Origin of the sequence: Corynebacterium sp. c25Ua_47, assembly GCF_039907205.1 — a bacterium.
GTDB classification, from domain to species: Bacteria; Actinomycetota; Actinomycetes; order Mycobacteriales; family Mycobacteriaceae; genus Corynebacterium; species Corynebacterium hiratae.
Genome location: NZ_JASBOH010000003.1, coordinates 93,793 through 106,760 on the forward strand (window position 1 = coordinate 93,793; position 12,968 = coordinate 106,760).

Annotated in this window: 3 protein-coding genes; 1 reads left to right on the forward strand and 2 read right to left on the reverse strand. The window is 64.9% G+C overall.

Annotated features, from left to right (window positions below; genetic code table 11):
* Positions 1-939: 939 nt before the first annotated feature.
* Positions 940-9,918, reverse strand: coding sequence for a fatty acid synthase subunit beta domain-containing protein (locus QKE52_RS04410; RefSeq protein WP_347948237.1), 8,979 nt, complete (start codon positions 9,916-9,918; stop codon positions 940-942).
* 371 nt (positions 9,919-10,289) lie between these two features.
* Here QKE52_RS04410 and QKE52_RS04415 point away from each other — a divergent pair, with 371 nt between their 5' ends.
* On the forward strand, positions 10,290-11,216 hold the full coding sequence (locus QKE52_RS04415; protein WP_293776285.1) for a hypothetical protein: 927 nt from the start codon (positions 10,290-10,292) through the stop codon (positions 11,214-11,216).
* Here the strand turns inward: QKE52_RS04415 and QKE52_RS04420 are convergent.
* Positions 11,213-12,952 (reverse strand): long-chain-fatty-acid--CoA ligase, encoded by a 1,740-nt coding sequence (locus QKE52_RS04420; protein WP_049154639.1) that lies wholly within the window; start codon positions 12,950-12,952, stop codon positions 11,213-11,215. The genes QKE52_RS04415 and QKE52_RS04420 overlap by 4 nt on opposite strands.
* Positions 12,953-12,968 lie beyond the last annotated feature (16 nt).

A 12,968-nucleotide genomic window follows, 5' to 3' on the forward strand; every position in this document is an offset into this window, starting at 1 on the left:
GGGGGCAGGGCGTGTTCGAATGATTGACTCGTCCTGTTGGAGTATGGTAAGCGAACTTATCCCCTCTGGTTCAGAGCCCTGTTGTGACGTCGATCTAGCGCTGGGATGCTCCTCGAGTTCGAACGACGATGACGTGGTGCATCAGCCGACCGATGGGAGCCGTGTTGTTCGGTGTCGGGCGCACCTGTGGCATGAGGTCCGTGAAGCTTGGCACATGTGATTTCACGGAACGTGCCGACGGCGCGGCCGCGTGCTGTGGTTGCCTTCGATAGGCACGAGGAACCCGGTGTTGGAGTCACCATCGGCGACGGCGGGGCCACAGACCTGACACCTCAACTTCACCCCTACTTCTTCTAGAAGACAATTGCTGCTGATTAGAGACGGAGTCAGGTCCGTCCATGCTTTTCGCTAGATGAGTCCGGTTAGACTCTTCTATCGAACATCGGATGAAGACCCCTTATTTTCCTACCCCCAATAAAAACTCCCTAAACCCCTAAATCCCGTGTCCGCCACTGGTCAGTTTTTCATGTCCGCCAACATGAATTGAACCGCGTAGCCTTTGACGAAACTCGTCACTTACGGAATGGTGATGATGCGGATAAATTTAATGAGGGAAACTCAAAAAATCGGCTGGCACGAGTTGTTGAAGTAGAACTTCCAGGACCAGCGAATAGTGAACTGCGTAGTTTTGTTCGTAAGGCAGTTTCGTTAGCTCATTCGATAAAACACGCACCGAACTCATCGCGCCGTGAAGCTGGCATAATCGCTGATTCCGTAATCATGCTTGTCAATATTTTTCGGCGGATGTTTGAAAGCGTGTGATGGAACATTTAATTGAAAAGCGTTGGTGAGCAAATATCGTCGCGACATAGAGCGAAACGAGGTTAGTCCGAAAGGAAAGGGCCAGTTCGTACTTGAACTGGCCCTAATTGCTAGAGGCTACGCACTCGGGAATTCACCGGTTGCGCCCAGGCGCGCATCGGCGTCGAGAAGCATGGAGATTTCCGCGGCCTTGTCGGCGTCGACGAGGCCGTAGCCGTCAATCATCACCTTGGTGTCGGCGTGCGGCATGCGGCGGCCGTCGATGACCTCGAAGAGCGGGGCGCGGCCCAGCATGCCGGCCTCGAAGTGAGCGCGGCCAGTACGCAAGCGCTGCTCGGCGCGCTTCCGCCACTCGGCAGCTGCATCCGCACCGCGCTGCTGGGACACGGCCTGCTCGAACACGCCGGGGTGGGCGTAGACGATGAGCGCGCTGACGTGGCCGAAGCCAAGCGAGGTCAGTGCCGCGGCCTTCACGCTGTGGCCCGCGGCTGCCAGATCTAGCGGCGAACGCAGCCACACCAGGTTCGGCGCCTTCGGGGCGATGAGCGGGTCGACGCAGTCCAGGGACACGTTCGCCGGGATGCGGTGCGTGCGGAAGACGTCGATGATGCCGCCGGTTTGGAAGAGCGCGGCACCCGCTTTGGAGTGGCCGGTGAGTGTCTTCTGGGAGATGACGAACATCGGCTGATCCTCATCGCGGCCAATCGCTGGCCACAGCAGGGAGTGCAGTTCCGACTCGTTGGGGTCGTTGGCGTTGGTGGAGGTGTCGTGCTTGGACAGGACGCTGACGTCGTTGGGCGTCAGGCCCAGACCGCGCAGCGAGCGCGCGAGGCGGGAGTTCTCCCGGCCGCGGCCAGCACCCAGTGCACCCAGGCCAGGGGCCGGGATGGAGGTGTGGGCGCCGTCGCCGTAGGAAGCGGCGTGGGCGACCACGGCGAGCACCGGAAGGCCCAGCTCTTGCGCGAGGCTACCTCGCACAAGCAGGACGGTGCCGCCGCCTTCGCCTTCAAGGAAGCCGCCGCGGCGGCGGTCATTGGCGCGGGAGATGAAGCGATCATCGATTCCCTTGGCGGTCATCTTTGCGGTCTCCGCGGTGGCGTTCATGTCGCCGAAGCCCTGGAGGGATTCCACCTGGACATCGTCGATGCCGCCGGCCACGACCACGTCGGCCTTGCCCAGGGCAATCTTGTCCACGGCCTCCTCAATCGACACCGCTGCGGTAGCGCAGGCGCCGATGGGGTGAATCATGGAACCGTAGCCACCCACCAGCGACTGCATGGTGTGCGCCGCGATGACGTTCGGCAGCGCCTCCTGCAGGATGTCGGACGGGCGCTCCTCACCGAGGAAGCGGGTGACGAAGACCTTGTGCAGGGACTCCATGCCGCCGATACCGGTGCCCTGCGTGGTGGCCACCTGGCCCGGGTGGATGGAGCGCAGCAGCTCCGCCGGGGAGAAGCCAGCCTGGGTGAAGGCATCCACCGCGCTGACCAGGTTCCACACCGCCATGCGGTCCAGGGAGTCGAGCATGTGCTCCGGGATGCCCCACTTGGCGGCGTCGAAGTCATCCGGCATCTGGGCGGCGACGGTACGGGTCAGCGTGGCCTTGCGCGGGACCTTGACGGTGGCACCCTGGCGGCGGGTGACCTGCCATTCGCCGTCCACCTCGACGATGCTGACGAACTCCGGGTCCGCTTCCTGGATATCGCGGGCGGTGGCCTCCGAATCCACGGTGAAGGTGACGTCACGGTCCAGGAAGACGGTGGTCAGGTCGATGGAGCCGCGATCGGTGAGATGATACTTATCCGTCAGCGTGCGCACGCCGGAACGTGCGACGACCTCATCGCGGAAGCGCTCGAAGATGTCCTCCTCGGCAATCTCCTCATCGCTCTCCACCACGAACCAGCCTGGGTGCGGGTCCTCGCGCCATTCCACCAGCCCGGTCATCCAGGCCAGCTCCAGTACGCCAGCGGCGGTCAGTTCCGCGGAACCATCACGCTGCAATCCATACTCGGCCTCGAAACGCGTGCGGCCGGAGCCCCACGAGGAGACCTCGCCGATGCCGGCGATGACCACCATGTCCTCCAGGTCCGTGGTGACCTGGCCAACTTCTTCCTCCAGCCCAGGCTGTACTGCCTGCACCTGGTTGGGCAGCGCGGTGATGGTGGCGGGGGCGTCCTGCCCCTCGTGCGGAACTGCGCCAGCGGTTTCTGCCGGCTCCGCACCGGCAGAAAGCTCCTTGAGGGAGAAGCCCTCCAGGCCGCCGGTGAGGTCCTTCTCCACCGGGGCGTGAGCTGCCTGCTCGCGTGAGTCCGCACTGGCCAGGTCCATGAGCTCGGCGGAGATCTCCTCCGGGCTCCACACCTTGATGCCGGCCTTCTCGGCGGCAGGCACCAGCCCATCGTTGCCGCCCATGAGGTGCGTGCCGGCGACCCAGCCGATCTTGGCCTGCGCCAGAGTGACTCCCTGCGGCCAACCGGCCTCGACCTTCCACTTGTTGAGGATGGCATCGAGGGCTGCCTTGACCTCGCCGTAGGCGCCGTCGCCACCGAAGGTGCCGCGGTTGGGCGAGCCCGGCAGGACAACGTGGCAGCGCTTGTCCACATCCTCCTGGCTCAGCCTTGCCAGCCCCGCAATGGTGCGCTCGACGGACCACAGCAGTAGGCGGGCCTGAGCCTCGGTGGTGCCGGAGGCATCCGCCAGTGAGCCGGAGACACTCGGCGCGGCGAAGGGGAAGGCCAGCGTCGGAGTGAGGGCCGGCTTGAGGATCTTGACCTCGTTGCCCACGGACTCGCGTTGCTCGGAGCCGATCCAGTCGATGAGCGCATCGATATCGCGGAAGCTCGACAGGTTCGCCGGGACCAGCCACAGGGCGGAACCGGCAGCGCCGTGCTCGGCGTAGAGCGTGCGCGCGAATTCCTTGCGGGCCTGGCTGACACGGGAGGCAGTCATGATGACCGTGGCTCCGCCTTCCAACAGGCGCTCCACCAGCGCGGTGGCGATGGAACCAGGGGCGGCACCCGTGACTAGGGCAACCTCACCGGCAAACGCGCCGGGGGCGGTGTCCACGGCGGCCTTGGCGATATCCTCGCGCTTCCACCAGCGTGCCTGACGCGCCAAGTCTTCGCCGGCACCGCGGAAGCTGTCCACCGGGTACTCGGCCTGTCCTAGTGCCAGGCGGGCGAGGCGTTCGCGAGCGATGGCCCAGGAGTCGTCGAAAAGCACGGCCTTGTTCGCATCGAAGGATGGTGTGACGGATTTGAGCCAGCCGGAGCCGAGCTCTGCCTCGACGGCATCGATGACGGTGGTATCAGGTGCCTCGATGAGCTCCGGTTCGGAGTCCAAGCCCAGCTGGGTAAGAACCTGGCGGGCGACGGTAGCTAGCACGCCGTTCTCACCGGTGACGGTCTCGGCGAAAGCATCCAAAGCAGCAGAGTCGACCACGGCACCGCCACCGGCACCACCGGCGGCAGCGCCCTTGGACACGGAGGCACCGTGGGTGGCGGCGACGGCCTGGACGGCGGCGTCGATCAGCTCGTGCGCTGCGGACTTCGAGGTAGCGCTCGCCGGCACGGTGCTCAGCGAGCCGCCGCGCACGGAATCCTCCTCGCGGGAGCCGAGCAGGATCTCGGTCTCGACGTGGGCAACCCAGGATTCGGGCAGGCCCCACGTTCCGGTGACGTAGTCCGCCACGGCGGTGGGCTTGAGGCCCGCAGCGCCGAAGAGCTGGCGCAGGCGCGCGCCGATGGCCTCGCCCAACACTGGGCCGAAAGCGGAGTAGCCCGGGGCGGCGGTGGCGACCTTCTCGCGCAGCGTGGCCACGTCGGCATCGGCGGCGCCATCGATGGCCGGCACGCCGATTTCCGCGGACATGTCCATGAGCAGCTGGTTGCGGCGCGAGGACACGCCGTTGGTCAGCTCTTCTACGGTATCGGAGTCCGTGATCTGGTCCACGCGGATCTTGTTCTGGAAGGCGAAGAGCACCATGATGGCCTCCGCCGCGCCGAAGCGCAGTTCGGGGGCGTCGCTCGCAGCTGACGCGGTAGGTGCAGGAGCAGGTGCGGCAGCTGGCGCGGCCGCAGCCGCAGCCGGAGCCTCGGCAGCCTCGGCTGGTGCCTCGTTGGTTTGTTGTGCCTCCTCGGCGTCGGATTCCGCAGCCGGTTCGGCGGCTGGGGCTTCGGAGACGTCGGCAAGCATGACCTGCTCCTGGTCGCGCTCCACGTTGAGCACACGGATGGTGCCCTCCGGGATGCCGGCGACGGCCAGCGAGCGGGTAGCCAGGTTGGTCAGCGTCGGGGAAGAAGCCAAGCCGACCTCGATGATCTGCTCGACCTTGCCGAAGAGGAGCTCCTGGGTCTCAATCCAGCGCACAGGCGAAGCGAACTGCCAGGACAGCAGCTCAATGAGCAGCAGGCGGGCGAGCTCGTGCTCGGAGAGGTCCTCCACCTTCAGCCCGTCCAGCTTGCCGGAGGGAGCCAGCGGTGCCACGGCATCGACGAAGTCCTGGGTCAGCTCGAAGGGGCGGGCCACCAGGTTCGGGATGTAGCGGCCTACCAGGGCGTCCAGATCCAGCTCCTGCGGCAGGAGCTCATCGAGCTTCTCCGCGAAGGCCGGAACGCCCTCGCGCAGCACGCGGGAGTGGAAAGGAACGTCGATGCCCGGGACCATGACGGCCGCGCGCGGGGCGATGGCATTGGCCTTGTCCACCAGGGCCTTGAGCCCCTTCTTGGTGCCGGCGACGGAGTACTGCTGGCCGCGGATGTTGTAGTTAACAATCTCCAGGAACTCGCCGGTGGCCTCGGCGACCTCAGCCACCCAGGCGTCGACGTTGTCGGCATCAATGCCCGCCATGTTCGGGCGCAGTGCCGCCATGGCGTATTCGGAGTTGCCCTCCGCATCGCGCGGGACCAGGCTGCCCATGGCGGAGCCGCGGGAGTAGACGATGTCGATGACACCCTCAAGGTCGAAGATATTCGCTAGCGAAGCCAGCGCGGTGTACTCGCCCAGGGAGTGACCGGCGAAGTAGGAGGTCGGAGCCAGGGCGTCCTCGGTGCGCAGGCGCTCGGTCTGGGCATAGGCCACTACAGCCAGGGCCACCTGCGTGAACTGGGTCAGGTGCAGCACGCCTTGCGGGTGGCGGAAGGTGGTGCCGCGAACGGTGAGTTCCGTCGGGTTCTCATCGATGATCTTCTGGATGCTAAAGCCCAGGTTCTCGCGGGTATGCGCATCAGCACGGCGCCACGCTTCGCGCGCTGCCGGGGAGGCCTTGCGGTCGCCCTTGCCCATTCCTTCAGCCTGGATGCCCTGGCCGGGGTAGACATACGCCGTGGTCGGCGCGGCGAGCAGGGCCTGGCCGCGGGAGACCACCTCACCGTCGATGCGGCAGGTGACTTCGAGGGCCTGGTGGATGCCCTTGCGGCCGACGCGTTCAACGGTGACCTCGATGTCATCGCCCAGCTGCACCATGCCGTACATGGAGTAGGTCCACCCCACCACGCGGCCATGGCGCCCGGCCACTTGCTGTGCGGCGGCCGAGAGCCACATGCCGTGCACCAGCGGTGCCTGTAGGTTCACCAGCTGGGCCGCGTTATAGGAAGTGTGAATCGGGTTGTAGTCACCGGAGACTAGAGCGAAGGGCGTCATGTCCTGCGGGGCGGTGACGGTGGCGCGGTCGACGAAGGAACGCGGCGTCGGCACCACCTTGGTGGCGGACTTGCCGCCGCCCCACTCCGGTGCCTGGCTCGGTGCGGCGGTACCGGTGGCGCGGCCGCGGATGGCAAAGCGGTGCATCTGCGTGGCCACAATGTCGCCGGAGGCGTGATCCTTGAGCTCGAGCTCCACCGTGACGATGCGCCCGGAGACGGATTCCTCGATGGCGGTGCAGGAGGAGGTGACGTCGATCTGGCGGCCGTCGGCAAGCTGCTCCAGCGGCACGCGCAGGTCGATGACGTGGTCCAGGTGCACCGCGTTGAGCAGGCCTTCGATGACCGGGTAGCCGTCCTCCAGGCGGCCGGAGCCGAGCGCGGCGTAGATGGCCGGCCAGCACGGGCCGACCATAACATCCGGGGTGCCGGCCTTCTCGGCTGCAGCATCGCCGCAGGTCACCGCGCTGTGTGCGGAGAGCAGCGAGGCAGGGAAGTGGAAGGAGTAGCCCGACTCGACGGTGGGCATCTCCGTGATTTCATCGCCCTGCTCCGCAGTGGAGCCGACACCAGCCAGACCCTCCAGGAGGGTGAAGACGGAGTTGGGCAGGCGCTCCTCGGAGACCACCGGGGAGCCACCCGTGGCTACATCCTCCGGCAGGTCCACAGGGACGGTGACCTCGCGGACGTAGAAGGGGCGCTGCTCCTCCGGCAGGTCATCCCAGTAGGAGTCGGCCGTGATGACGATCTCCCAGTTGCCCTCGGCATCCTGGCGCAGGTCGAAGGCGTTCTCATCCATCTCATAGGCCGGGTTGGCCATGAGGTGGCCGTGCCACAGCAGGGTCGGGGAAGTACGCAGGAACGCGGCCTCATCGGCGGCGGAGTTCAGGCGGGAGAAGGCCTTCTGTGGCTTGACCCCCTGCTCCAGCAGCGCATCCGTGGTGGCCTGCTCGAAGCGGGCAAGCAGCTCCGCCACCGGCTCGTTCTTCTTGGTAATGCCCGCCACGGCCACGGGGCCGGGGATGATGCGCACCTGGTCAGCGGTGTAGCGCTCATCCTGCGCCTGCCAGAGCGTGTCCTTGCCGAACCAGGACTTCAGGTCACCGTCCAAGGCCGGTACCCACGGCATGGGCTTGACGTGCTTGTAGTGCAGGGAAATCCACCAGGCGGCATCGCGCGCCGAGACCTCGGTGGTGCGTGCGGCGGGGTAAGCCTCCAGCAGCTTCGCTGCGGCTGCGGGGGCGTCGTGGACGTCGTCAAGGCTTGCGAAGAGGGTTTCAATCTGGCCGTGATCCGCCGGGTTCAGGCGGGCTTCGACGCGGTGGAGAAGATCGAAGAAGCGGTCATCCCACGTCGGATCCACAAACGGGTGGGCCAGCTTCACAAAACGCTCGATCCACTCGGCGTAGGTCATGGACTCGACATCGCCGAAGTAGGGCTTGCAGGTCTTGGCCAGGGCGTCGATGATTTCCTGGCGGTGTGCCGGGTACTCCTCGATGCTCAGGCTCGTAATCAGACGAGAAGCTGCGGCGAAGGAATTATCGAGGTCGTGGATATCCGCCAAAAGGTGGGACTGCGAGGATGCCACGCCGTTCGCACCGGTGCCGCGGCCTACCCAGCCGTCGTTCTGCTCCGGGCTGATACCGGCGGTGTTGACCAGCAGGTCCTTCACCGAATCGGTGGCCTTGGCCTCCTTGGTGGCCATGGCGACGGTGCCGAGGAAGACGGAGTCGACAGGCATGGCCGGCATACCGTGCTTCTTCGCCCACTCACCGGTGAGGTAGGAGGTGGCGCGGTCGGGGGAGGCGATGCCGCCGCCGACTGCCAGGTAGACGTTGGGGTGCTGGCGGATTTCGGCGTAGGTATCCAGCAGCATGTCATCCAGGTTGACCCAGGAGTGGTGGCCGCCGGCGTGGCCGTCCTCGACCTGCATGATGATGCGATCCTCTGGGTAGGCCGTGGCGATGGCCAGGACATCGCGGATTTGCTTTGCGGTACCGGGCTTGAAGGAGATGAAGGGGAAACCGTCGGCGTGGAGGCGGTCCAGCAGCTCGCCGGCCTCCTCTACTTCCGGGATGCCGGCGGAGATGCACACGCCGTTGAAAGACGCACCGGCCGCGCGTGCCTTGGGCACGATGCGCGCCTGGCCGAAGTGCAGGTTCCACAGGAAGCGGTCGAAGAACATGGTGTTGAACTGCGCCGTGCGGCCCGGGCGCAGGTGCTGTTCCATTGTGGCCAGGTGGGCGCGGAAAACCTCATCGGAGTACATGCCGCCGCCGGCCATCTCCGTCCAGTGGCCGGCGTTGGCTGCCGCGGCGACGATCTCGCCATCAGCGGAGGTCGGCGTCATGCCACCCAGCATGATCGGGGACAGGCCCGTGAGATCGGAGAAGCGGGTCTGGGTATAGGTGCGGCCGTTCGGAAGCTCGATGGTGCGCGGGGCGAAGTCAGCGTAGTTCAGGGCCTTGGGCAGTTCATTGCCCGGCGTCGCCAGCGCATCGATCTCCTGCGGGGTGGCGGCCGAGACCACCGTCGCCCCGGTTCCCTGCACCACGCGGCGGGTGATGTTCGCCAAGGCGCGGTCGAGAACGATGAGATGCTCGGAGTTGAGCGCGGCCAGCGTGGCCGGCCAGTCGTGTTCGTTGACCAGGATGGCCTCGGCCTGGGTGCGGGCCTCATCCACGTCGAGGCCGCACTTCTGAGCCAGCGCCACGGTGCGCTCAGCCGCCGGCGCGAGAACCGCGTTGTGGAAGGGAAGGGCCACGGGCAGCTCATCGAAGCGCGGGCTGAGCTCATCGCCACCGACGGTGCGCTTCTCCAGCTCGGCGTTGAAGCTCTTCACGGCCTCTTCGATGGTGGTGCGGGTGGCAGCCAGGTCCTCCGGGCTGCCGGACAGCGCGAAGTGGCGGCGGCCGTTGACCACGGCGATGGCGGCGGTGCCGTGTAGGTGCTCAGTGACGAAGCTGCGTTCCAGGCCCCGGATGGACAGCATCTGGGGGCGCGGGTCGGAGCCGTTGACCGCGCTGGCTGCGGTGCCCATCAGGATGGCCAGAGCCAGGGCTTCTACTGGCTTGTCGACGGCCATCTCGCCCAAGCTTCCTTGCGAATGCCCAGCGCGCTCGTCGATGTCGACGCCGAGATCACGCAGCTGCTCGATGGCAGCAATCTGGCCAAGGACGATGCCGGGGATGGACACTGCCGGCAGAGAGTCGAGGGCGTTGGGCTCGACGGAACCATCAATGAGCTGCTCGAGGCGCTCGAGTGCACCGGGGCACGTGGAGGCAATGGTGCGTGCGGCGGGGCCAGTGAGGCTGCGGGCCTGGGCGAGGGTCTCGCGCAGGGAGTCAGCGGTGGCGGCAGTCTGCGCGGCAGTGGTGATGAAACCCTGCCAATCGGAGCCTTGTCCGGCGAAAAGCACGGCCGAGCGGGGCATGGAATGCAGCATAGTAACAGGCATCTTTCCTCTTTTGAGCTGATGGGGAACGGTTTTATGAAGAGCTGTGGGCAGGATTAGTTAGCCCTACAGAACAATCATGATGTGCCACCGTAGTCGAAGCTTTCGTGCAAAGCTGTCTCCCGCGCGGAAAATGTGAGGTTTTTCTCACGTTTGGTGGTGGGGGCACTCTCTCAGCTCTTACCGCGCGAAGTTGCCCAACCTTTTGTATCCTCGGGCTCACTGCAGCGGCTCGGGGAGGAGCAGGGGTGGCTCGGCATCGGCCCGCGCAGCATGAATGAAAAGAAAAACTAGGGGGGACTATGTCTCAATCAACACCAGAGAAAACGACTAAGACACCGGCTCGGCTCAGCAAAAGCCGAGTTATCAAAACCATGACAAAGCTGGCCGGAAAGCTTGAGGAGGATTCCTCGACCGGCATGCCCACCATCAAGATTGCGGGCGGATTCTTAAGCATCGACGTCAACGAAGAGATGGGCGGCCTCTGCGTCCTTGGGTATTGGGGCGGCGCGGTGTGCTTCGACCCGGACCGGCAGCCGTTGCGTATGGAAGTCAACGATCTCAACGGCGGTGCAATATCCGGCAGCCTCGTGGCCGAGCCCTGTGGAAGCTCCGCTATGCATACCCACCTGCGGGTCTTCGCGCCGCCCTATCTGCCGTCGACGGCCACGAATGCTCAGCTCAAGAGCATTATCGCGGGCTATGCGGCCGAGATGTCAGCGGTCTTCGCGCGCTTGGATGAGCAATTTCCGGAAGATCGCTCAAAGCCGCGGAAAGGCTCTGGGCTCAAGCCGGTGTCGCCTCACTATTTCAGTGAGGCCTATGGGGTGTCAGTAGTGGGGATGTGGCGGGTACATGAACGCGCCACACGCTTGGCGATGATCGGCACGCCCATCCACGTGGTGGATAACAAGAACGGGGCCGTGAGCATCCTCATCAATGAGCACACGATCGCCATTGAATCCGCCCTCGATGGCTCCGGGGATATTGAGCTCAGCCTCGTCACCCCCTCCGGCCGCTGCGCGTGTGACCTGGATGCGCTCGTGCGCTGGACTGAGTTTATGAACGATGATCAATACGTTTACTCCGCGCGCATCGAGGCCGTGAACCTCGATGGCGGCCAAGAGCAGGACCTCGTCTTGGTGACCACGGCCCGCATTCCCACGAAGTGGGGCTACACCGACGAACAGCTAGATTGGCAGCTCAGCACGTTGGTGAGCCAGCTTGTCGGTGCTGGTGAAGCGTTCTACCGAACCTTCAACCCCACGCGCGTGATGCGCTATATCGACCGCGCGGCCTAGGCGGGGGCCTCTTCGCCGAGCAGTTTTAGGAGGTCCTTCTGCACTTCGCGGCGGCGGACCTTGCCCAGCTGGTCGGAGGCCAGGTGCTCGAAGTGGTAGAAGGTGCGCGGCACCTTGTAGCGGGTCAGACGCTCGCGGCAGTAGTCCTTGAGGCCCTCCGGATCGAGCACCGCGCCATCCTCCAGGATGATGCAGGCCACGACATCCTCGGAGCCATCCGCGCGCGGGCGGCCGACGATGGCCACGTTGGTGACGTCCGGGTGCTGGCGGATAACGTCTTCCACCTCGGCAGGGTACACATTGAAGCCGCCGGTAATGATCATCTCCTTGATGCGGGAGACGATCTTGATGAAGCCATCGGACTCCATGATCGCCATGTCGCCCGTGCGGTACCAACCATCGTGGAAGGACTGCTCGGTGGCCTCCGGCATGTTGAAGTAACCCTTGAATACCTGCGGCCCGCGCACGAGGAGCTCGCCCGCGGTGCCATCCGGCTGGGTCTCGCTGAGGTTGTCTGGGTTGCCGATGCGCACCTCGGTATCCGGGAAGGGAATGCCGATGTAGCCGGGGCGGCGGCTCTTGTTGAGCGGGTTTGCAGCGACAATCGGCGAGGTTTCCGTGAGCCCGTAGCCTTCCACGAGTAGGCCACCGGTGAGTGTTTCCCATTCCTCAACGATGTCCTCTGGCAACGCCGCTGCACCCGAGAGACTGTTTTCGATGCCGTGGAGATCGATGTTCTGTTCCTTGGCTGCCTCCATGACCTTGGAGTAGATCGTGGGTACACCCGGCATCCACGTGGGGCGGCGCTTCTTCATAATGTCGAGGAGCAGCGGAATCTTTGGCGCCGGGGTGAGGACCAACTCGCCGCCAATGTGTACGCCGAGGGCTGCGATGAGGGTGAGGCCATAGACGTGGAAGAGGGGGAGGGCAGCGAGCATGCGCTCGGGCTTCTTGCCGATTTCGGGGACCCACGCTTCCGCCATCTTCATGTTGCAATACAGGTTGGAGTGGGTTAACTCCGCGCCTTTGGGCTTGCCGGTGGTTCCGGAGGTGTAAAGGATCAGCGCGGTATCTTCGCGGTTGACCTTGGCATCCTGTAGCTTCTGGCCTTGTCCGCCGATGGCGCGCCCGGTGAGCGTGCTCCACGGAACGGTGTTAGGAGCGGGAACTGAGAGCTCGGCGCGCTTGTCCTTAATGATGGGAAGTGGCAAGCGCAGTAGCAGCTGCTTGGGGCGCGGCATGGCCTCGATCATGTTGACCGTAACGATCGTTTCGAGCGGCGTTGTATCACGCAGCTCCTCAAAGACCGGGCTCGCCTTATCCCAGACCACGGCCACGCGGGCGGCGTGATCTTGGAAGAGGGGCTCGAGCTCAGCCGCGGTGTAGAGCGGGTTGTGCTCCACGACGGTCGCCCCGAGCTTCAAGATGGCATAGAAGACCGCCACGTGCTGGGGGCAGTTGGGGAGCGCTACGGCGACGCGATCGCCGGGGCGAATACCGAAGGCCTTGAGGCCCGCCGCGGCGGCGCGCACGTGGGTATCGAGTTCGCGGTAGGTCATTTGGTGGCCAAAGAACCACGTGGCGGGCCTTTCGCCGAACTCTTCCACGGTTTCTCGGTAGGAGTCCAAGAGCGTTTCGGTGCCGTAATCCAGATTGGGCTTAGTCCACTCAGGGTAATACTGGAGCCAGGCTTTCGACTCAAAGGCGGAGGAGGCCTGGGCAGGGGATTCGGTCATGTTCGCGAACTCCTTA